Genomic DNA, 21851 nt, shown 5'->3' on the forward strand with positions numbered 1-21851 from the left:
GATCACTTCTTCAAGGGCTCAATTCCGATCCGCAATTGCCCCGACGTCGTTTTCAGGTACATCGTGCAATTCATTTCGTCCTTTCCAATCCGACCGGTGGTGTTCGGTCCGGCTTTGACCGCGTTTTCGAGCGGAATCTCCGAGGTGAACGACCCGAGCCCCTGCCAGGCGTTGATCCGGCATCCGCTCGTTTCGGGAACGGTCAACGAAACGCGTCCGTTTTGCGAGCCGAAAGTGTACTGACCGCCGTTCAGGAGCTTGCCGCGAAAAGCGATCCCGCCGGTGATCGAATTTACCTCGACCTGGCGAAAGTCGACCGACTGCATCGTCACGGCGCCTCCGTTCGTGCGCGCCTTGAAGATATCTCCAGTTGCGCTTTGCCCGACTTCGAAGACGACGATTCCACCGGCCGTGCTGTTCAAAGTCATCGAACCGTTCGACCGTTCGACCAGGATCGAGCCCTCGTACGTCGTCGCCCAAACGCCTGCGGCGATGTTTCGCACGGCGATGTTGCCGCTGATGTTTTCGATCTTGACCTTTTCCACAGATTCGACGCGCGTCTCGTCAGGGCTTCCCTTGATGTTCACCGACGCGTCGCGCGGAACGTCCAGTTCGATCGACTCACCGGCCAGGCACTCGTCGTTCTTCACGGTCGTTTTCGCTTTCGAATCGTAACCGGTCACGAAGATCCACGTCGGGCGGCCGGTTTTTTCGCTCGTTTCGGCGACCCTGAAGCCGAGTTTTCCGCCATCGACCAGTGCCCGCACCTCTTCACGGTCCCAACCGTTGACCTTTATCCGCCCGCTTGAAACGCACAGCGAAAGAGTCAGTTTCCTGTCCACCGCGATCGACCTTTCGGCCGATACTTCGGGACCGATGCGCACGATAACAGGCTTCACGACGATCGGCGGTGTCGGTTTCGGCACGGGCGGCGTCGGTTGCGCGAAAACAGCCGCGACGAACGTCGAGAAAAACAACGGCATCGCGAGCAAAGATCTTTGAATTGTTCGTTTACCTGTCATTTCAAACCGTTATCGCATACTCGCCATCAGTTCCCCTCGGCCGTTGACCGAGTTGAGCAGATCGATCTTGTTCTGGTACGAATTGAGCAGCACCTGTCGCGCGATGTCGCTTTTCGGATTTCGGCGGACTTCACGCCGCATTCTCGTGATGGCGTCGTTTATGACCGCCAGGTCCTTTTCATATGCGAACCGCGATGACGGACTGAGCAGGGCGTCCTTGCTCTTGTCGACCGTGCGTTCGAGATTCGAGATCGTCTTGACGTACGTCTCTTCGCCCTCGACGAAACGGGTCACTACCGCCGCCGTGTCGCGATCCGTCCGGATGCGCCGTGACGGATCGGGACGGCCGAGAACGGCGCGGACTGCTTGAAAATCGTCGGCCGGTTGCTTGAAAGAGGGCGCGACCGAATCGACAACCGGTTCGGAGCGAGTCCGTTCGAAACTGATGTTCGCGCTGCGGCTCGCCATTGCGGTCATCGCGTCGTCTTGTTTCGTCAGAAGGAAAAACGCGAACGACCCGGCGACGATAAGAAGGCTGCCGTACGCCGCGACCGTCGGCAGCGAGAACTGCGACAGCATCGCCGTCAAAGGCCGCAGCCAGCCACCACGCTCTTCACCCCTGATCGAATCATTGATTTTGGTCCACAAACGCTGCGTCGGAACCAGAGTGTTCAATTCCGGATCGAGAGCGCCGAAAACGAACGCCGTTTCTTCTTCGACGACCGCCAGCAATTCCGCGCACGAAACGCAATCGGCAATGTGGCGCGAGACGCGCCGAGCTTCGCCGCTATCAAGTTCATTGTCCAAAAAGGCCTGCAATGTGCCTTCATCGAAACACTTTTCCATCTTAAACGTCCCTCCCGATCTTGCCGTAAAAACGGACGAACTCCTTTCGCCCGCGTGCCACGAACTGCCCGATGCTCGTTTCATTGAGCGACAGGCTTTCGGCAATTTCGCGGTAAGACAACCCCTGTTGCCTGAGGATCAAACAACTCCTCAGCGGTTCCTTGATCTTATTCAAAGCGCGATTGACCTCGCCGAGCGTCTCGCGCTTTTCGAAATCCGTCTCGACCGAATGAACACCCGCGTCTTCATTCTCTTTGACGTAGTTTTCCTCGCGTGTGTTCGCCCTGAATTTCGTCCGCAAGGAGTTCTTGGCAACGTTCAGCGCGACGCGTATGAGCCACGGGCGAAGCATTTCGAGATTGTCGATCGAATCCAAATTGCGGTGGAGACGCAAGAAGACTTCCTGCGTCACGTCTTCGGCGAGTCCGGAATCGCGCACAACCGAGCGGGCCGCCCGAAAGACGGTTCGGTGGTGAAGCGTGAACGCCTCATCAAATACGATTCTTTCTGTCTGAGCTGCCGCTGCCGTGTTTTCGGACATCGCGTCCATAAAGATTTCCGCGTTTTCGTTCATCTCGAGCATCAACCGTGCTTCAATCAGGAAAACACCGCGACGATCGCGGTTGTGACAAGAATTGCAGCTTTGTCCTCAGAAGTTGACGATACCGATCCGCTGAACGGTTTCCGGATTGAGCGCCTCGGCCTTGACGGTCGTCACGGCGAAAGTATGACTCCGGTCGCGTTCGTCGGCGGCGTCCGCCAACGATTCTTCAAACTTCGAATTCTCAAATTCTTCGACGATGCTCGGTTCTATTGTTGCCAACCGGCGCAGACATCCGTGCAGATGCTCGCGCCCGATGCCGTATTCGCCGTATTCTTCGTCGACCGCAAGCCTGATCTCGGCCTGCTCTTCGTTGAAAAATGAAAGCAGCGAAGCGGTTCGGCTGACTCCAGATTCAAAACGCTCTTCGTCAGCGGAAAGTTTCGTCGCTTTTCGCTCATCGTCGAGCCGTTGACGCAACGTCTTTGGCTTCAACGGTTTCGGCATCCGCGTATCGAAAACGACGGTGACGCGTTTGTCGTCTTCGGCGGAAAACTCGCGCACGATAATGCGGCGCGTGCGGGCCGTCGCCTTCCAATCGACACGGCGCATATCGTCCATCGGCTGGTAGTCGCGCAGCGCGAGAAGATCCTGGCCCGCACCGCGTTTGTTGGCGACGAGCTTGCCGATTTCGAGCGGAAGGTCGCCGAGGACTTCTTCGTGCGGTTGGATCGCCGGAAAGATGCATATCTCGGCGGCCTGCGCGGAAAGTCGCCGGCGATGCCGGAAGAACCCGAACGGAAAACGCGTCGAAAGCTCGAAATCGCGGATAAGGAACCGGCCGCGTCGCGGGAAGACGTGTTCGGCCTTGTTTTCGATCTCGCCGCGGCGCGGAACGAAGACGAAATAATCGAGCGTGTGTTTGATGATCGGCGGCCGCGTCAGTTTCTCGGCCCATTTTTCGGGAATGATCTTTTTGACCTCGTCGGTCAGCGCGGATCGTTCGCGCTCGCGTCCGCGAACCTCGGTTATCACGGAAAGCGTCGGAAACAACCATTTTCGATTGTGCAGGCTGACGATGATCGGCGTCGCCTCGCCGGCGAAGATCGTTTCCGGAAACCGCATCTTGACGTCGAGTTTCTTAAGGCAGGCGCTGCCCGCAACAAACGCGACAATGAGAGAGGCGGCAAGAAACGAAAGAACGAGGAAGAGCAGATTGTTGCCCGTGTTCCAGGCCGCGAATCCGACGACCGCGATCAATCCGAGCACGAGCGCGCCGCCGACGGTGAATTCAAACGGCAAATTCATCTGCGACGCCTCTGCACTGGCGTTGCGTGCCAGTGGCGGCACGACGAAGATCAGTATCAGGAGAACGAAAACGAGCGATACGGCGGCGGCGATCCCGGCAAGCTGCGGATTTCCCGACCGGTGGGCCCAGATTGTGAAAAACGCCCAACCCAGTCCGCCAAACACGACGACCATCCCGAGCAGTCCGTTGCGCAGATCTTTAACACTGAAAAGCTGACTGAGACGTCGGAAATCCATCAGATTCTCGATTTTGGATTTTGGATTTTGGATTGACCGGATCGGCGTTGACTGTCATTTCTCGCGCCGAGCAATCCAAAATCCAAAATCTAAACTCCAAAATCGCTACACCGGAACATTTGTCTTCTGCAAAATATCGTTCAATGCCTGTTCGGCTTCGCGAGATTTGTTCTTCAGACTGGAAGATCGCGAGTTGACCATCACGCGGTGGCCGAATACCGGAAGCACGAGCCGTTTGACATCGTCGGCGATGCAAAATTCGCGGCCTTCGATCAATGCCATCGCCTGCGCCGAACGAAACAGAGCGAGCGACCCGCGCGGACTAATGCCAAGCTCAAGTGCTTCGCTTCGACGCGTAAGTTCAACTATTTCAAGCAGATAATCGACTAGTTCGTCCGCGACCCGGACTTGCGACGTTACTCGCTGAAGTTCGACCAACTCCGATTCGTTCATCACCGGCCGGACGAATTCGAGCGGATTCTCGCGCTCGCGATCGCGCAGGATCTGGCGCTCATCGGATTTGTCCGGATAACCGACGTGGAGGCGCAGCATAAACCGGTCGAGTTGCGATTCCGGGAGCGGATACGTGCCGTGGTGCTCGGCCGGATTTTGCGTCGCGACGACCATAAATGGGCGCGGCAAAGGTCGCGAGATGCCTTCGACCGTGATCTGTTCCTCGGCCATCGCCTCAAGCAGCGCTGATTGCGTTTTCGGCGTCGCGCGGTTGATCTCGTCGGCGAGCACGATGTTCGCGAAGATCGGTCCGGCCTTCCACTCGAAAGTCGCGTTTCGTTGGTTGAAGATCGAAAGACCGATAACGTCTGACGGCAAGAGATCGCTGGTGAACTGAACGCGTTGGAACGTCAGGTCGAGCGCGCGCGCGAGCGCGTTCGCAAGCGTCGTTTTTCCGATCCCGGGAACGTCCTCGATCAGCAAATGGCCTTTGGCGAGCAGCGCGACGAGCGCGAGCTTGACCGTCTCCGGCTTGCCCTTGATGACGCGCCCGATCATCGCCTGAAGTTCGCCGATCTTTTCGTCCGCGTTAAAACTATTTGCCACGGTGCCCGGTGCGGTGCCCGCGTCTTTAACTAGCCAGTCTCTCATTATTTTTGAAGTAATCCGACGACGAGATTCGCCCTTAGTATTTTACAGGATTTCAGGTCGATCCCGCATTATTTATTTTGAATCAATTAGATGCGGGCGAATCGAAAAAGTTTCCGCAACGAATCGGAGTGTTTGCAATTTCGCAATGAATGCATCTAAAATTTTTGAAACTTCTCAACAGAATCGTCGTGAGAGAGATTCGGAGGATTTGTATAACTTTATGAAAGATGTGCGTCGTAAGTTAAAGGATCAGGCGGGTTTCAACTTGATTGAGTTGATGATCGTGATCGCCATCATCGCATTGCTCGTCGCCGTCGGAATCCCCGCTTGGAGTTCGATGGTCCGCGCCGGTAACGAAACTTCCGCCGCGCAGACCATCCAGACGATCCGCACCTGTCAGGCGACTTATTCGGGCAAGAACAAAGGCAAGTTCGCCTCGTTCGCGGATCTCGTCAAATCGGGTTGTCTCGACAGCGACAAGTTCAGCAGCGAACAGGCGGTGATCGCCGGATATGTGTTCGTCCAGAAGGTCGAAGAACCGTCGGGAACGAAGCCGGCGTTCTTTGCGGTCAACGCCGATCCGCAGGTCGGCGACGGGATCCAGCGAACCGGCGATCGCCATTTCTATTTTGACTCGACGCTCGGCGCCGTCAAGGTGACGGACGAAAACCGTCCGGCGAAGGCCGATGATCCGTCGATGTGATTTTGGATTTTGGATTTTGGATTTTAGATTATTGGAATTTGGTTTAGAGTTTGGAACTTGGAATCTGGAACCTGGAATTTGGAATCTGGAATCTTGCTTTCCTTCGCCGACTTAGCTCAGTGGTAGAGCACTCGCTTCACACGCGATAGGTCACAAGTTCAAGTCTTGTAGTCGGCACCATATCTTGCTCAAGAAAAGAGAGTCACCGTGCTCTCTTTTTTTGCGAGAAGTCCCCGCAAATCCGCCGCAGGCCGGCGATCCGACAACGACCGATATAGACTCGCCTTCGACCGGCCACAAAAACGCGCGGAGATCACAAATTAAGAGATCTCTTCTATCTCCACAACTCGATCTGAATCATCGGCGTTCCCGACGATCCGATATGGCTGCGGTAACCGCTCAGCGCCAGTGACATTGCCATCAGCACGCCGTAATTAGCCATTCCGGTCGCTTCGAGAATCGGCAAGATGCACCTCATAAACTCCGCTCCGGGTTCTCTGCCGGGCGAAAAATCATATCGGGCGAAACGGTTCGTATCCGGCCAGAGCGCGTGCGTCTGCCGCGGAGCGACCGATATCCAGCCCCGGTTCGCCCCGGAGCACATCGCGAGTTGGTCGACCGCTCCGCATAATGTATGCAGAAAAGTTATCTGCGCGACCGCCTGAACTCCATCGAGGATAGCGCTTCCTTCGGACGGCACGACATAATCGGCGACCCCTTCGGCGACTCCCAAAGCAGTCGGCCCGCCTGACCGCAAAGCCGAGAGTATAGACGCCGCTTCAAAGACATCATCGTCCGGATAATTCTCCCGCGTATACTGAAATCCGCGGCTTCCGGCAGCAAAAATATTGAAACTCATCGCGACACCTCCTAAGAACATTATACTCCCGAGATTCTCACTGCCGGACCCTACGGATTGAACCGGGATTGCACATTGGCCTTTCAACCGGCCTGACGCCGCACAGCGTGCCGAAGAAACACAAACTGAGTAAATGCTTTTTCTTCAGTAACCTGAAAATTTGTTTCTTGAGAGAGATTCTGCCCGCAAATTTTCGCAAATTAACGCCAATAGGGAGTTTGCAATTGAGCTGCTGACGGAATCGAAACAAATTCAGAAACCGTTGAGATGTTTCGCGTTGATTTGCGAAGATTCGCGGGCGACTTTTCTATCGCGCAATCCGGGTTGAAGCCAGATGAATCCGTCGCAACGAACGCCGATTCCGCGCAACGGATTGCCCGCGAAACCCGCGACAAACGCCGAAACAGGGCATTCTTCGTCCTTTTTTTCGCGTATTTCGCGCATTTCGCGGGAAAGTCCTTCCAACCAATGCGTTTTCGCCTCAACACAAAAAGGCGGACCGACTGAGCGATCCGCCTTTCCATTTTCGATTGTTTGGCCCTTACACGAACGAGATCTCCGCGGACTCGCCGTTCCTGATCACCGCCAGCTGCGGCTTTTTCGGTTTCGTGTTGTTGTTATTGTTGTTGCCCGGATTGTCGCGCGGTCTGTTCTTGTCCGGCGGCTCGATCTTGACATCGGGCTTTGGCGGGCGCTTGTTGTCATTATCCTGATTGGTATTCTGCGCCATCGCAGCGAACGAAAAGCCGAGCACGCAAATTGCCAACAATAATATTCGCTTCAGAAATTTCATCTTCATACCTCTTTCCATCATCGGGGGCTATCGGGGAAAGATGCCGCGATTTTTACTGCAATCGCGATGCCAAACAACACTTCCGTTCAAAATCCCGCAAAATCGTCGGAATTTCCGACATCGGCTGTTGGATTCGTTTACACAACTTTACGTTTTCCGTAATTTTTATACGAAATAGTGAATTCAATAAACCTGCATTTCCGGATTGCCTTCCGCCTGAAACTTGCGCGGTTCGGGTCGCTGAAACTTCCGGCGTAGGCGTTTCTCCTTTCGCAGAAGCAACGGCAAGGTCCAATTCGCGAGGCGCATCCGGCGCAGGCTGGCGATCGGATCGACAAGATGCGAATCGGGAAGCGCGGCCCCAGATTCTTTCATTACGAGGCCGATCGGAAGTTCCATCTCGTCCTGCAGTTTCATTATTTTCGCGAGCATCTTCGCTGCCGGCGTGATCAGCGGGCCGACGCCGTAACGCACCTGTTGCGTGCCGAAAACATAAATATTCTTATGATCCGCGAGCACGCAGCCGGCATAAACCTCGGCGATGTTGCCGTTCTTGACCGGCACCAATCCCGCCGGCAGGAAAGGAAAACTCACGTAGAAACCGGTTGCGCAGACGATCGTATCAACTTCGGCCGATTCGCCGCCCTTGAAACGGACCGTCTTCCCGTCGAACCGCTCGATGTCGCCGTGCGGCTTGATGCGTCCGTGTTTCAAATAGTGCAAAAGCTCGCTCGAGACCGTCGGATGATGTTCGAAGAGTTTGTGATCGGGATGCGGCAGCCCGTAATCTTCGTATTTCCCGACCACGACCTTGAGAAACGCCTTGAGGATAAATCGCTGGACGAAGACCGGCAGGTAAAGGGCCCACGATTCGGCGCTCGGCTGGCCGAACAGCGTCTTCGGCAAAAACCAGTATCCGCGCCGCAAACTCAAATGTGCTTCGGTCCCGACCCGCGCGGCTTCGGAAACGACGTCGCAGGCCGAGTTGCCGCCGCCAATGACAAGCACGCGTTTGCCGGTTAGTTGGTCGGTCTTTTTGTAGTCTTTCGAATGCATCCATTCGCCGGTGAATTCGCCCTCGTAATCGGGGAAACGCCGGTCCCAGTGATGTCCGTTGCAAACGACGACGCCTTTGTAGACGCGTTTGACCGCACCATTCGGACCGTTCAGTTCGGCGTTCCAGCTGCCGTCTTCGCGCGGCAGGCACATCACGGCCTTGGTGTTGAACTCGATGTTTTCGCGTAGTCCGAACGTGTCAGCGTAAAGCCTGTAATAGTCGCTCATCTGGCGCTGGCTCGGAAAATCGGGATAATCGGCCGGCATCGGAAAATCGGCATACTCCGTCGTTTTGCGTGATGAAATGATATGCGCCGTCTCGTAAACGCCGTGGAACCAGTTGCCGCCGACTTCCCTGTCGGCTTCGACCTGATCGTACGCAATGCCCGCTTCTTTGAGCGCTTTCGCGACGCCGAGTCCGCACGGGCCGGCGCCGATGACAAGGAATCTATCCGAATGATTTTCCATAGCTTTTTCGGGGGCGACTTTTGTGACAGTATATTAAAAACGGCGTGAAAACCCAACAAATATGAACGACAAACTAAAGCAATTCCTGGTGATTGCGGCGACGGTCGCGACGCTTGTGTTCAACTGGCTGGCGGCAACCGGAATTCTCGGCGGCGTCGCGACAAATGTTGTCTCGGACAATTTCCAGACACGGATCACACCGGCCGGATATGCGTTCGCGATCTGGAGCCTGATCTATACCGGGCTGATCGCGTTCAGCGTCTACCAAGCAATGCCTCGAAATACCGAAAAATTCCGGGCGCTGCGGACGCCGTACATTGTCAGCTGCGTCCTGAACTGCGCCTGGCTTTATTTCTGGGCCCAGGAAGCACTGATCGTTTGTCTCGTCTTGATCGCGTTGCTCCTGGCGGTTCTGTTTTTCATCAATTCAAAACTCATCGAAACCGAAACGAACGGGGATTACTGGCTCGTAAAGGCCCCGTTCGGGATATATTGCGGTTGGGTAACGGCTGCGACGCTCGTCAACGCGATGATCGTTCTCGTTTATTTGAAGGTCCCGGTCGCGGGCGCCGTCTGGCTCGGCGCGGTGTTTATCTTCGTTGCGGCAGCATTCGGAGTCGGTGTCCGGATCGCGCTCTCGAGTCACCTTTATCCGCTCGCCATCGCCTGGGCGCTGACGGCGATCGCGGTCAAACAAAGCGGAGCGACGATGATCGTCGTCAGCTGCGCCGTCGGCGTCATCGCCTGCCTGCTCGCCGCCGTCAGTTTCGTGATGGAGAAACCGAGCCGGTTCTGATTTGGGATTTGGGATTTGGGATTTGGGATTCCAGGTATTCCAGATTCCAAGATTCCAGATTCCAGATTCCAGATTCCAAGATTCCAGATTCCAAGATTCCAGATTCCCGATTCCCGATTCCCGATTCCAAAAACTCAAGATATCAGAACTTTGGAACACCGGCTTCTCTGGAATATCTGGAATTTGGAATTGAAATCTGGAATACTTGGACTCTGAAAACCTGGAATCTGGAGTACCCGGCATCTGGAATCTTGGAATCTGGTATACCTGGAATCTTGGAATCTGGAATCTTGGAATACCCGGCATCTGGAATCTTGGAATCTGAAATACGTGGCATCTGAAGTATCTCAAATCTGCGTTTCAGTTTGCGCCGCAACGGCGGACGAATTGAACGGGCTCATCGAACGAGCGGCGAAAGTTGCCGACGTGATCGAGGTTCGTTTCGATTGCCTTGAGGCGATCGCCAGGATCACGCGTCCGCGGCACTTTGCGGGTACGATACTCGCGACATATCGGCCGCAAAACGGCGGCCAGGGCGGAACTCGTGAACTGTCGGAGACCGAACGAGAGGCATTTTGGGCGAATCCCGAAATCTCCGAATTCGCCGACTGGTGCGATCTCGAGATCGATCTCCGGCCGAGTCCGGCTGGATTTAAGAAAATAATCCGCTCATTCCATTTTTTCGAATCGGTTCCGTCGGCCGACGAGATCGAATCGACCTTCAGAACGATCCTCGACGCCGGATGCGACTTCGTCAAGATCGCCGTCCGAACGGACGATGTCACCGACACGATCCCGATCTGGAAACTGCTTGAAAGGCCTTCCTCGAAACCGCTGGTTCCGATCGCGATGGGCGAGGCCGGAAAATGGACGCGGATCCTCGGACCGGCGCACGGCGCGTTTATGACATATGCCGCGCTCGACTCGGGCCGCGAAACCGCTCCCGGGCAGATTTCCGCGACCGACCTCCGCGATGTTTACAGAATCAAAGAACTGGATGTAAACACGGATGTTTACGGAATTCTCGGCGGCGACACGAGCTATTCGCTTTCGCCTTTCATACATAACGCGGCGTTCGGTTCAAAGCGTTCGAACGCCGTTTTCGTCCCGCTTCAGGCTTCGGATCTCGACGCGTTCATCAGCCGATTGGTGCGTCGGGAAACACGCGAGGTCGAACTGAATTTCAAGGGTTTTGCGGTGACGATCCCGCACAAGGTTTCAATCATCAGGCATCTCGATGAAATCGACGAAACGGCGCGGGCGATCGGCGCCGTCAATACCGTTAAGGTCGTCGGCGACAAACTGATCGGCTTCAACACCGATGCCGACGGCTTTGTTCAGCCTTTGAAGAAGGCGTATGGTGATCTCAAGAACGCCCGGATCGCGGTCTTCGGTGCCGGCGGCGCGGCGCGCGCCTGCGTTTATGCGCTTTCACGTGAGGGCGCGAAGGTCTCGATTTTCACCCGCGATGAGCAAAAAGCAACACGATTTGCCGACGAATTCGGCATTCAAGCGGGGGCGGAATCGGCCCGCTTCGACATCGTCGTCAACGCGACGCCTCTCGGAACAACCGGCCGGCACGAAACCCTATCGGCAGTTTCGGACGCGATCTTGAAAGATGCGCGGCTCGCATACGATCTGGTCTATAATCCTTTTGAAACGCGTTTGTTGCGGGAAGCAAAGGCGATTGGCGTCAAGGCCATCGGCGGATTCGAGATGCTCATCGCCCAGGCGATACGCCAACAGATCATCTGGACCGGTATCGAACCGTCCGAAGAAGCGATGCGAAGCGCGGCATTGAAACGTCTGCGAATTTGAATGATGAAGATCGAAGCCCTCAATTGTCCAAACTGTGGCGGCAACGTCACCTCTGACAGCAGTTTTTGCCGTTTTTGCGGATCGCGGCTGAAAACGGTCGCTTGCGTAAAATGTCTCGGACTGATGTTCGTCGGCGCGAAACACTGTTCGCACTGCGGCGAAGCGGTCGCATCGGTCGCGGTCGCCGACCGGAAATTGGGCGACTGTCCGCGCTGCAGATCGGCTCTTCAAACGCTCGCCGTCGAGGGCCTCGAACTCGGAGAATGCGAACGATGCGACGGAATGTGGATCGATGTCGCAACCTTCGAGCGCGTTTGCGCGGACCAGGAAAAACAAGCCGCCGTGCTGCGTTCAATGAAACCGTCGCGGGCGACGTCGGCGTCGAAGATCAGTTACGTTCCCTGCCCGGAATGCAAGAATCTGATGAATCGCAGCAACTTTGCCCGGTCGTCCGGCGTCATCATCGACACGTGCCGGAAACACGGCGTTTGGTGCGATGCGGAGGAACTGCCGAAGATCATCGAATTCATACGGCAAGGCGGAATCGATCTCCAGCGCGACAAGGAAAAGCGGCAGCTTGATGAGCAGAGGCGCGAAATGATCGATCGCGAACGCGCCGCGCTCCGCGACTCGCGGGTCCGCGGGGAAGATTACTTCGACACGCGTTCGCCGATCGCCGGCTTCCTGAGGCAAATCTTCGACTGAGATCGATTATGCAAGACCGATACAGCCGGCAAATCTTGTTTCCCGGGATCGGCGCCGACGGCCAGCGGCGCCTGAACGAGGCGCGTGTCTTGGTTGTCGGCGCGGGAGCGCTCGGCGCGGCGCACGCCGAAACGCTCGCCCGCGCGGGCGTTGGTTTTCTTCGGATCGTCGACCGCGACTTCGTCGAATTTTCGAACCTGCAGCGCCAGTCGCTTTATTCCGAATCGGACGCGCTTGAGCGTTTGCCGAAAGCCGTCGCGGCCAAGAAGCGCATCGAGGCGATCAACTCGGACATTCAAATCGACGCGATCGTCGCCGACATCAATCACACAAACATCGAAGATCTGATCAACGATGTCGATCTTGCGGTCGACGGGGCCGACAATTTTCAGATTCGCTATCTGCTGAACGACGCCGCCGTCAAACTTGGAAAGCCCTGGATCTACGGAGCGGCGGTCTCGGCTTACGGCACTTCGATGACGATCCTGCCCGGTAGAACACCTTGTCTGAGATGCGTTTTCGAAGAGATCCCTACCGCCGGCAGCGCGCCGACTTGCGATACGGAGGGCGTCATTCAGCCGATAATCGCGAGCATTTCGGCGATCCAGACCACCGAAGCGATCAAGATACTGATCGGCAAGACCGGCGAACTCCACGGTTCACTTCTGCAGATCGATATCTGGCGGAACGACTGGCGGAAGATCCGGCTCGGCCGGCCGAACGACGACTGCGAATGCTGCGCGAAGCATCGGTTCGAGTTCCTTTTGGCGACCGAAAGCGAACTGTTTACAACACTTTGCGGCCGCGATTCAGTTCAGATCCGACCGCCCAACGCGACTGCGATCGATCTTCCGGCACTGGCCGAACGCCTTCGCACGCGCGGTGATGTCAAACTGAATGAATATCTCGTGAGATTCGCGGCCGACGGCTTCGAGATTACGGTCTTCGGCGACGCGCGCGCGATCATCAAAGGCACCGACGACGTCACGATCGCCCGCGGGCTTTACGCGCGATACATTGGAACGTGATCGGAATTCGAAAACGGACTGATAGCCGAGCGCTCGCGACTCACAGCCGATCAAGGAACCGTATTGGACTCCGAAACGGACTCAAAGCTCATCGCTCGCGGCTCACAGCCCGAATCCGATCAAGGGCTGTTGATCCGAAAACCAGCCAATCTGCGCGTAATTGATTGACGAAGTTGAGATTGAGAATATGAACAAAAAGATCGTCATCATCGGCGGCGGATTCGGCGGTTTGCAGGCGGCGAAGGCATTGGCCGGCAAGTCTTTCGAAGTCACGCTCATCGACCGCAAGAATCATCACACGTTTCAGCCGCTGCTGTATCAGGTCGCGACGGCCGTGCTCTCGCCCGGCGAGATCGCATCGCCGATACGACGAATTCTGCACAAAGCGAAGAACGTCGAGGTGATTCTCGGCGAGGTCGTCGGATTCGATCTTAAGGCAAAGATCGTAAAGCTTATGGACGGATCCGAGATCGGGTTCGACTATCTGATCGTCGCCGCCGGCGCGCGGCATTCATATTTCGGCAACGATCACTGGGAAAAGTCCGCTCCGGGACTGAAAACACTCGAAGACGCGCTCGAGATCCGGCGGCGCGTTCTGCTTGCTTTCGAGCTTGCCGAACGCGACGCGTATCTGACGGGCGTCAAGAGACACCTGAACTTCGTCGTCATCGGCGCCGGAGCGACCGGGGTCGAGGTCGCCGGAGCGATCGCCGGGATCGCGCGCGAGGCATTGGCAAACGATTTCAACCTGATCGACACGCGCCGCGCGCTGGTGATGCTCTTCGAGGGCGGTGACCGGGTGCTCAACACTTTTTCGCCCGAGCTATCCGAAAAGGCGAAAAAACAACTCGAGGACCTCGGCGTCGAGGTTTGTCTCAACAGTATGGTCACCGACGTCGAGGACGGCCGGATCAAGGTCAATGACAAGTGGATCACCTGTGAGGTCGCAGTTTGGGCGACCGGAGTGGCGGCGTCCCCGCTCGGGAAATTGCTCGGCGCCGAAACCGACCGCGCCGGCCGCGTAAAGGTCAAGAACGATCTTTCGCTTCCGGATCACGCGGATGTTTTCGTCATCGGCGATATGGTGAGCCTGCTGAAGGACGACGGCAAACCAGTTCCGGGCGTTGCGCCGGCGGCGATGCAGATGGCCGATCTTGCGGTCGCAAACATCTTGGGCGACTCGATGTCAAAGCCGCGTCGCGAATTCAAGTACCGTGACAAGGGTTCGATGGCGACGATCGGCAAAAGCCGCGCGATCGCCGAAAAGGGCAAGATCAAGCTCTCGGGCTTCATCGCCTGGCTCGCCTGGCTCTTCGTCCATTTGATCACGCTGATCGGCTTTCGAAACCGGATCTATGTCCTTTCAAGCTGGTTCTGGGCTTATCTCACCCGCGAACGCAACGCGCGCCTGATCACAGGCGATGCCGGCGAACTGGGAATTCAGGAACATCGGGGTGAAACTCCGCGCGAGCAACCCGCGGGCGATTGAACGAGTCATAGAAACTGATGCAATTCCGCCGGCGTTAAGTGCTTTTCTCGCTGAATTTTGGTAATACTAATCAAAATCTTTTTTGTCACAACCAATGAAACAACATCTTTTTCTCGCCCTTTTACTCTTTTCGTCAATCACCTGCGTCATCGCCTCCGAACCGCTCGTTTGGTCGGTGAACTCGCGCGCCGACGTCCTGCGCGGCGATGCGCGCGGGGTTTCGATCGATTCGAACGGCACGCTGTCGATGGCGCCCAAACTGACTGAAGTGTTCAAAACCGATCAGCCGTATGTTTGGTCGAGCGCGGTCGATGCCGTCGGGAACGTCTATCTCGGAAGCGGCGCGGACGGCAAGGTCTTCAAAGTTGACACGACCGGCAAAGGCGCGCTTTTCGCGGATCTCGGCGAACTGAACGTTGCCGCGCTGGCGGTCGGAAAGTCGGGCGAGATCTTCGCTGCGACTTCGCCGGACGGAAAAGTCTACCGGCTCGACGCATCGGGGAAGGATTCGGTTTATTTTGAGCCGAAGGAAAAGTACATCTGGGCGCTCGCCGTGATGGCCGACGGGAGCCTCGCGGTCGCAACCGGCGAGAACGGAAAGATCTTCAAGGTCAAGTCGGCCGGATCGGCCGCCGACGCCTCGCTTTTGTTCGACACCAGCGAAACGCACATCATCTCGCTCGCCGCCGACAAGTCGGGCAATCTGTTCGCCGGAACCGATTCGAACGGACTTGTGCTTAGATTCGGAACCGACGGCAAGCCGTTTGCGATGCTCGATTCGTCGCTGCGAGAGATCCACGAACTCGCGATTGGCCCCGACGGTTCGGTTTACGCGCTGGCGCTCAGCGAATCGCTGACGGCGAAAACCGAAACGACCCCGGCTACGGCCGAGACGAAAACGGTTTCCGTCGAGCGTCCGACGCTCGTCCCGACCGAACAATTGAAAAGCCGTTACGATCTTTCGACGGCAAAGTCGGCCGTTTACAGGATCTTCCCCGACGGCGGGAGCGATGTCATCTGGACATCGCCGGCCATTGGAGCGTTCGCGATTGCGGCGCACCGCCTCGGCGTATTAATCGGAACATCGGACAAGGGACGTGTCTACGACGTCCGCAACGACGGCAGCGAGACACTGGTCCTGCAGACCGACGAGGGCCAGATCTCGACGCTCCGCACCGACGAGCGTAACATCTTCGCGACCTCGAGCAATCAGGGCAAACTTTACCGTTTCGGCGCCGAAACAAACGCCGAGGGAACTTACGATTCGGCCGTACTCGACGCCAAAGCAACCGCCAGCTGGGGACGCATTTGGTGGCGCTCGACCGGAGGCGTGACGCTCCAGACACGAAGCGGAAACACCGAGCGGCCCGACGAATCGTGGAGCGGTTGGAGTTCGCCGGCGGCTGACCCGAAGGGGACGCAGATCTCGAGCCCGAAGGCGAAGTATTTCCAATGGCGGGCGGTTTTCAAAGGCGCGGGCAGTTTGAGCGAGGTCAGCGTCTCGTTCCTCGGACGCAACATCGCGCCGGAGGTGACGTCGATCCAGATTCTCGCGACAAACGTCGGGCTTGCGCCGAATCCGCCGATCCAGCTTGATCCGAACATCGAACTTTCGGGGATGGATCCGATCCTCTTCGGCGTCCAGATCGTACCGATTCCGCCGCGCCGCGTTTACCAGCGCGGGGCCCGCGCGCTGCAATGGACGTCTGAGGACCGCAACGGAGACCGGATCGTTTATGACGTTTTTTATCGCGAACTCGGCGAATCCGGCTTCAAGATCCTGAAACAGGACCTCGCCGACAACTTCTACACGATCGATGGTCAATCGCTCGCCGACGGCCGCTATGTTTTCCGTATCGTTGCCAAGGATTCGCCTTCGAATCCGGCGGGACAGGAATTGCGCGGCGAGCGCATCAGTGAGCCGTTCGATATCGACAATACGGCGCCAGTCGTGACCGCGGCCGGAGCGCCGGCGGTGTCGGCTGACAAGGCGCGCGTCGTTTTTGAGGCGTCGGACGCGTCGAGTTTCATCAATCGTGCCGAATACAGCGTAAACGGCGGCGAGTGGCGAACGGTCTACGCCGAAGACGGCATCTCCGACGGTCCGAAAGAGCGCTACTCGTTCGAAATTCCGGTCGCCGCCGGCGAAACCGCCGTCACGCTCCGCGCGTTCGACGCCAACGGCAATTCCGGAAACGCGCGCGTGATCGTTCGAAAATAGGTTCGGAGTTCCGCCTTCAGGCGGCGCCGTTCATTCCGCAGCCCGCAATCGTATGTCGTTGAACAGCAAAAGCGTTGTCGTCATTACCGGAGCCGCGTCGGGCATCGGCCGCGCGCTCGCCGTCCGATTTTCGAAAGAGAAAATCGCCGGGATCGCGATTTGCGACGTGAACGGCGCCGGGCTCGTTGAAACGGCACAACTGGCCACCGGACCCGTTCCCGTCTCAACCCATATCGTCGATACGTCGAAGCTGGATCAGATCGAACGGCTCCGCGAAGAGGTTGTCGCAAAACACGGGCGGGCGACGCATTTGATCAACAACGCCGGTGTCGGCCTGATGGGAACTTTCGAACAGATCTCGCTCGAAGACTTCGAATGGCTGATGGGCATCAATTTTTGGGGAGTCGTTTACGGTTGCCGTGTCTTTTTGCCGATCTTGAAAGAACAGGAATCGGCCCATATCGTCAATATCTCAAGCGTTTTCGGTCTCGTCGCCCCGCCCGAACAGACGGCCTATTGCGCGTCGAAATTCGCCGTTCGCGGGTTCACGGAATCTCTTCGCCACGAACTTGAAGAAACGCATATCCGCGTCTCGAGCGTTCATCCGGGCGGCATCAAAACCAATATCGCGCGCAATTCCCGGATCGGCGAGAAGACGCCGAAAGAATTCAAGGATCAAGGCGTGGAGTTTTTTGACCTGGTCGCGCAAACGTCCCCGGAAGACGCCGCCGAGACGATCGTTCGCGGAATCAAAAATGACAACCCAAGAATCTTGATCGGAAAAGATGCGTATGCGATCAACTATGTCTCAAGGCTCTTCCCGCGCAGATATCTCCGCGTGATCGAGAGGATTTCGGGACACAGGTTGGATCTGAGAAAGAAAGAATAGCGGACGCGCCGTTCAGTTCGGTTTCTTGGGCAGCGTCATCGTTTCGCCCTCATCGTCGATCGCGAGGTGACGCGTCGTGTTTTCAACGACGCTCGGCGGAACAAGGTCGCCGGTCGAGTACGCCGAATCGGGGCGAACGAACCCGGTCTGAACCGGCGGCAACGCCGAAAGCGGCCCGTTCCCGGGAATCTGATTATGCGTGTCGGGAGCGATACCGCCGACCATCTGTCGTTTTTCCAGGCGACGACCGCGGACGATGTTTGAGATTCCGCCGGAAAGAAATGAAAAAGCCGGAAAGAGCATCGCCCACCACCAAGCGTTGCCGCCGGCGACGTTGGTTGCAAACAGGACGTATGAAATGATCAGAAATCCGATCCCAAAGATCGTCTGACGGACTCCCGCGCTCCAGGCCTCGTCGGGGTCGGTTCGAATCCGATGCCTTCGCGACAACCTGTCATTGCCCTCGAAAACACTGCCGGCCAAGTCACGCCGTTCGCCGCTTATCGCATCCGAAACAACGCTCAGATCGGACCCGCAACTTCGGCAGAATTTCCCCGCGTCGGGGTTTTTGGTTCCACATTTCGGGCAAAACATAAGCTGAATGACACCAGATCTGCAATCGTCGTCGGCGATCAGACTTCCCGATCCGGGAACTCCGGATACCGCGACGACGGCCCACAAAATAAAATTTGTCCGGCCGCGGATCAATTTGTTTCCGCGCCCAATCCAAAATCCAAAATCAGAGATTCCTCTGCCTGACGGCTTCGAAAAGAATAACGCCGGCGGCGACCGAAACGTTCAGTGATTCTATCTTTCCCTGCATCGGGATCTTCACGAGGGCGTCGCAGTTCTCGGCCACGAGACGGTGCAGCCCTTTTCCTTCGCCGCCCAGAACCAGGGCCGTCGGACGGGTCCAATCCCACTCCGAATACTCCGAATCCTCCGAACCGCTGGTCCCGACGACCCAAATGTTATTCGATTTCAACTGCTCAATCAAACGGTTCAGGTTGCGGACCTTGGCAATCTTCACGTGCGCCGTCGCACCTGCGGACGTTTTCACGACGGTGTCGGTCAGCCCGGCGGCACGATGTTCGGGGATGAAAACACCGTTGACTCCGGCGCATTCCGCGGTCCGCAGCACCGCCCCCAGATTCCGCGGATCCTCGATGCCGTCAAGAATTACGACCAGCGGCGCCTTCATCGCGGCGATCTCTTCGAGAAGTTTGTCGGCATCAGAGTAATCGGCCGCGGCCGCGATCGCGACCACGCCCTGATGATTCGCGCCGCGCTCGACGTAACGCTCAAGCCCCTCGCGCGGAATTTTCTGAAACGGAATCCCGGCCGCGCGCGCGAGGTCAATGATCTCCGTGATCCGGTGTTCACGCGCGCCGTCGGCGATCAGGATCTTCTCGATGCGGCGCGAATTCGCGCGCAATGTCTCAAGCACGGGCATCAGACCATAGAGCGATCCGCTACGTTCCTCGCGAGGTTCCGGACGCGACGGACGCGGGGCGGGTTTGACGGCGGAACGCGGGGCCGGCCGGTCGCGGCGTTTGTCGATCCTCCCGGAATTTTGTTTCTTCATATGACGTGTCGCTGCAATCGCGAGTATTTGTTGAACTGGCGTAAGTTGCTGCTCGACGAGACAGTCATCAGGTCGAACCGGCCGAAACTCGAACGCTTCATTCCTTGCGAATCCTTTCGGTTTTCGACTTCCCAAACCTCGCCCAGAACGTCGCGCAGTTTGAGATAATCATCGACCAGTTTTGCTTTGGGCGCAAACTCGTTGAGCCGCACCGTGAGTCGCTTGAGATTCTCACGCGCAAGAATCCCTTTCTCGGCTCCGAGACAGGAAAAATCAAATCCCGCGGTCGTGATTCTAAAACCCAGGGCTTCGCCGTGGATGTAGATATCGAGAACCGGCTCGTCTGACGCGGTCTCCGTCGCGTTGATCATACGCGTCTGTCCTTTCTTTCGCTTTTCGGTCGCTTCGATGGCCTTTTGAAATACCGCCCCGGTGACGATCACTTCGAGTTCGTCCGGCTCGATCTCGATCGTCGATTCGTCGTTGAAAAGCACGAACCGCGCGCCGGATTCGCCAAACTCGATTCCGCGCAAACGTCTTGGCGGCGTATCGGCCGCAAGCTCCTCATCGCTGACGATCATCGATTCGACGCCGTGCTTGGCGAGGATATCCCGAAGAAGACGGCACTCCTTGTCGGATTCGACGCGCGCGATCGGCAATCTTTTTCCGGATTCGAAAAGCCGACCGACCGCTTCGGGCTCGAGTTTGAAGTCGCGCGCGATCGCTGCCCGACCGGCCGGATCCGCCGGCGAGACGATCAGGTTGAATCCCTTTTCCCAGGCTTCGAGCCTGCGCAGCGTCGGCTTGATCTTGCCGCCGTCGACCTCGGAGATCTCGAATTCGGCGCCGCAGTAGACGCAATTCAAACGCGTCGGCGGATTTTTCCGCGCGCATTCGGCGCAGGTGACCATTTCTTCGGCCGCAAACGCGATGTTCTCCGACTGAATCGGCATCGCATCCGCAGGTTGTTTATCGGTTGATTCGCTCATCGCAGGAGACATTATCCGATATTTGCGGCGGTTTCGACTACCCAAAAGATCGACCGACATTTGTTAAACACATTGCTTGACCGCAGGGCGTCGAAAAAGGCAAACTAGACCAGACGGAAAATCGACGAAATCGACTGCCGGAAAACGATCGGAACAAGAAAATTTACAGACTGCTTTTGAGAAATTTTTTGATTGTTGATTTTAGAAATCAATTCAGTTCGGAAACCTAACTTTTTTTTCGATCCTATTACCAAAGTCCCCGTTTTGCGAACGTCGGTGTTCGTTTCCCGTCTTAGAAATCCTGGAGTAAGGGGAAACAATGCAGTTTGATACGACTACCAGCTCGTCATGGCAGTTTGGGCATCGCGGACGTGTCGCCGTTTTCATCGACGGCAACAATCTGTTCCACGCCGCGCGCTTTCACAACATCGACATAGACTACAACAAGCTTTTGCGTGTTTTGCTCGGCGACGGCCGTTTGTTGCGGGCCTTTTTCTACACCGGCGTCGACGCCGGCGCCGAACGTCAGCAAGGATTTTTGTTGTGGATGCGGCGAAACGGCTTTCGGGTCGTACAGAAGGAACTGAAAACGTTCTATGACGGCACTCGAAAGGCCAATCTCGATGTCGAGATCGCGGTCGATATGCTTTCCCTGGCCGGACGTTATGACACCGCGGTTTTGGTATCGGGAGATGAGGATTTCGTTTATGCGATCAACGCCGTCGCGTACAAGGGCTGCCGTGTCGAAGTCGCCGGCTTTCGGTCGAACACGGCGCCGCGGTTGATCGATGTCGCCGATTTCTTTATCGATCTCGGGGATATCGCGGAGCTTGTTCGAAAGGACGCAACGCAAGGCGGACATTACGATGTTCCGAGTTTTGTCCCGCCGGAGCCGGTCGGCCAAACCACGCCGCCGCGCGGCCGTGCCAACGAGAGTTTTGCCCGCATCAACAACGAGATAAATTACCAGCAGAGCTTTGCCGACGAGGAAACCGAGAACGACCTCGTCCGGGTTTCCGACGACAAATAGAAGGGCGTTTACGTTTTGAACTTTGGCCTTTGATCTTTGATTTTGGTCCAGAGTCTAAAATCTAAAATCCAAAATCCAAAATCGCTATGCGTCTCGACCTTTTCCTCAAAATCAGCCGTTTGATGGCCCGCCGTTCGCTGGCGCAGGAGTTTTGCGATGCCGGTTTGATCGCGGTCAACGGACAGACGGCGAAGTCGTCGAAAGACCTACATCCCGGTGACGAGATCGAGGTACGGCGCCGCGATCGGATCACGCGCCTTAAGATTCTCATCGTTCCGGACAAGAAACAGATCGCGAAGTCTGACGCTTCGGGGCTCTACGAGATCCTGTCCGAAACCGCCGTGGATCCGGGTTTGTAAGTGAC

24 protein-coding genes and 1 tRNA gene are annotated in these 21851 nt (G+C 56.7%); 12 read left to right on the top strand and 13 right to left on the bottom strand.

Annotation, left to right across the window (positions count from 1 at the left end; translation table 11 throughout):
• Positions 1-2: 2 nt before the first annotated feature.
• The 5 genes from IPN69_17945 to IPN69_17965 form a co-directional block, all read right to left on the bottom strand.
• Entirely contained in the window at positions 3-1022 is a 1020-nt protein-coding gene (locus IPN69_17945) for a hypothetical protein (protein MBK8812595.1), read from the bottom strand.
• 9 nt (positions 1023-1031) lie between these two features.
• Positions 1032-1868, bottom strand: coding sequence for a zf-HC2 domain-containing protein (locus tag IPN69_17950; protein ID MBK8812596.1), 837 nt, complete (start codon positions 1866-1868; stop codon positions 1032-1034).
• Between the two features lies 1 nt (position 1869).
• On the bottom strand, positions 1870-2451 hold the full coding sequence (locus IPN69_17955; GenBank protein ID MBK8812597.1) for a sigma-70 family RNA polymerase sigma factor: 582 nt from the start codon (positions 2449-2451) through the stop codon (positions 1870-1872).
• Positions 2452-2517: 66 nt separating this feature from the next.
• Positions 2518-3954 (bottom strand): DUF58 domain-containing protein, encoded by a 1437-nt coding sequence (locus IPN69_17960; protein MBK8812598.1) that lies wholly within the window; start codon positions 3952-3954, stop codon positions 2518-2520.
• A gap of 105 nt (positions 3955-4059) precedes the next feature.
• Complete coding sequence (locus IPN69_17965; protein MBK8812599.1) at positions 4060-5058, bottom strand: MoxR family ATPase; 999 nt, start codon at positions 5056-5058, stop codon at positions 4060-4062.
• 229 nt (positions 5059-5287) lie between these two features.
• Between IPN69_17965 and IPN69_17970 the strand changes: the two genes are divergently transcribed.
• Positions 5288-5761 carry a prepilin-type N-terminal cleavage/methylation domain-containing protein gene (locus tag IPN69_17970; protein MBK8812600.1) on the top strand — a complete coding sequence of 158 codons (474 nt, stop codon included), beginning with the start codon at positions 5288-5290 and terminating at the stop codon, positions 5759-5761.
• 105 nt (positions 5762-5866) lie between these two features.
• A tRNA-Val gene (locus IPN69_17975) sits at positions 5867-5941 on the top strand.
• A 154-nt stretch (positions 5942-6095) separates the two neighbouring features.
• Here IPN69_17975 and IPN69_17980 read toward each other — a convergent pair.
• The 4 genes from IPN69_17980 to IPN69_17995 all read right to left on the bottom strand — a co-directional run bounded on the left by IPN69_17980 (position 6096) and on the right by IPN69_17995 (position 8937).
• Positions 6096-6620: a hypothetical protein gene (locus IPN69_17980; GenBank protein ID MBK8812601.1), complete on the bottom strand. Its 525-nt coding sequence runs from the start codon at positions 6618-6620 to the stop codon at positions 6096-6098.
• Positions 6621-6872: 252 nt separating this feature from the next.
• Positions 6873-7064, bottom strand: coding sequence for a hypothetical protein (locus IPN69_17985; protein ID MBK8812602.1), 192 nt, complete (start codon positions 7062-7064; stop codon positions 6873-6875).
• 97 nt (positions 7065-7161) lie between these two features.
• Positions 7162-7413, bottom strand: coding sequence for a hypothetical protein (locus IPN69_17990; GenBank protein ID MBK8812603.1), 252 nt, complete (start codon positions 7411-7413; stop codon positions 7162-7164).
• A gap of 183 nt (positions 7414-7596) precedes the next feature.
• Positions 7597-8937 (bottom strand): NAD(P)/FAD-dependent oxidoreductase, encoded by a 1341-nt coding sequence (locus tag IPN69_17995; GenBank protein MBK8812604.1) that lies wholly within the window; start codon positions 8935-8937, stop codon positions 7597-7599.
• A 61-nt stretch (positions 8938-8998) separates the two neighbouring features.
• Here IPN69_17995 and IPN69_18000 point away from each other — a divergent pair, with 61 nt between their 5' ends.
• Together IPN69_18000 and IPN69_18005 are read left to right on the top strand one after the other, a co-directional pair.
• Positions 8999-9733 carry a tryptophan-rich sensory protein gene (locus tag IPN69_18000; GenBank protein MBK8812605.1) on the top strand — a complete coding sequence of 245 codons (735 nt, stop codon included), beginning with the start codon at positions 8999-9001 and terminating at the stop codon, positions 9731-9733.
• A 1-nt stretch (position 9734) separates the two neighbouring features.
• A complete protein-coding gene (locus IPN69_18005; protein MBK8812606.1) occupies positions 9735-9926 on the top strand; it encodes a hypothetical protein in 192 nt (63 codons plus the stop codon).
• Here the strand turns inward: IPN69_18005 and IPN69_18010 are convergent.
• Positions 9876-10070: a hypothetical protein gene (locus IPN69_18010; GenBank protein ID MBK8812607.1), complete on the bottom strand. Its 195-nt coding sequence runs from the start codon at positions 10068-10070 to the stop codon at positions 9876-9878. The two genes, IPN69_18005 and IPN69_18010, sit on opposite strands and share 51 nt — an antisense overlap.
• Positions 10071-10120: 50 nt before the next feature.
• Between IPN69_18010 and aroE the strand changes: the two genes are divergently transcribed.
• The 6 genes from aroE to IPN69_18040 all read left to right on the top strand — a co-directional run bounded on the left by aroE (position 10121) and on the right by IPN69_18040 (position 17883).
• Positions 10121-11551 (top strand): shikimate dehydrogenase, encoded by a 1431-nt coding sequence (gene aroE / locus IPN69_18015; protein MBK8812608.1) that lies wholly within the window; start codon positions 10121-10123, stop codon positions 11549-11551.
• A 3-nt stretch (positions 11552-11554) separates the two neighbouring features.
• Positions 11555-12256, top strand: coding sequence for a zf-TFIIB domain-containing protein (locus IPN69_18020; protein MBK8812609.1), 702 nt, complete (start codon positions 11555-11557; stop codon positions 12254-12256).
• A gap of 8 nt (positions 12257-12264) precedes the next feature.
• Positions 12265-13284 carry a ThiF family adenylyltransferase gene (locus tag IPN69_18025; protein ID MBK8812610.1) on the top strand — a complete coding sequence of 340 codons (1020 nt, stop codon included), beginning with the start codon at positions 12265-12267 and terminating at the stop codon, positions 13282-13284.
• 187 nt (positions 13285-13471) lie between these two features.
• Positions 13472-14773, top strand: a complete 1302-nt coding sequence (locus IPN69_18030) for an NAD(P)/FAD-dependent oxidoreductase (GenBank protein ID MBK8812611.1) — start codon at positions 13472-13474, stop codon at positions 14771-14773.
• Positions 14774-14867: 94 nt separating this feature from the next.
• Positions 14868-16994, top strand: a complete 2127-nt coding sequence (locus tag IPN69_18035) for a hypothetical protein (GenBank protein MBK8812612.1) — start codon at positions 14868-14870, stop codon at positions 16992-16994.
• 52 nt (positions 16995-17046) lie between these two features.
• The gene (locus IPN69_18040; protein MBK8812613.1) at positions 17047-17883 is read left to right on the top strand and encodes an SDR family NAD(P)-dependent oxidoreductase; all 837 of its coding nucleotides are present in this window, start codon (positions 17047-17049) and stop codon (positions 17881-17883) included.
• Between the two features lie 12 nt (positions 17884-17895).
• Here IPN69_18040 and IPN69_18045 read toward each other — a convergent pair whose 3' ends face one another.
• From IPN69_18045 to IPN69_18055, 3 genes are all read right to left on the bottom strand, one after another.
• Positions 17896-18333: a hypothetical protein gene (locus tag IPN69_18045; GenBank protein ID MBK8812614.1), complete on the bottom strand. Its 438-nt coding sequence runs from the start codon at positions 18331-18333 to the stop codon at positions 17896-17898.
• Positions 18334-18622: 289 nt separating this feature from the next.
• Positions 18623-19336 (bottom strand): 23S rRNA (guanosine(2251)-2'-O)-methyltransferase RlmB, encoded by a 714-nt coding sequence (rlmB, locus tag IPN69_18050; GenBank protein ID MBK8812615.1) that lies wholly within the window; start codon positions 19334-19336, stop codon positions 18623-18625.
• A gap of 128 nt (positions 19337-19464) precedes the next feature.
• Positions 19465-20457, bottom strand: coding sequence for a hypothetical protein (locus tag IPN69_18055; protein ID MBK8812616.1), 993 nt, complete (start codon positions 20455-20457; stop codon positions 19465-19467).
• A gap of 319 nt (positions 20458-20776) precedes the next feature.
• On the opposite strand from IPN69_18055, the gene IPN69_18060 reads away from it, so the two are divergent.
• Together IPN69_18060 and IPN69_18065 are read left to right on the top strand one after the other, a co-directional pair.
• Positions 20777-21487: an NYN domain-containing protein gene (locus IPN69_18060; GenBank protein ID MBK8812617.1), complete on the top strand. Its 711-nt coding sequence runs from the start codon at positions 20777-20779 to the stop codon at positions 21485-21487.
• Between the two features lie 86 nt (positions 21488-21573).
• A complete protein-coding gene (locus IPN69_18065) occupies positions 21574-21846 on the top strand; it encodes an RNA-binding S4 domain-containing protein (protein MBK8812618.1) in 273 nt (90 codons plus the stop codon).
• Positions 21847-21851 lie beyond the last annotated feature (5 nt).

Source organism: Acidobacteriota bacterium (assembly GCA_016715115.1).
Classification (GTDB): Bacteria; Acidobacteriota; Blastocatellia; order Pyrinomonadales; family Pyrinomonadaceae; genus JAFDVJ01.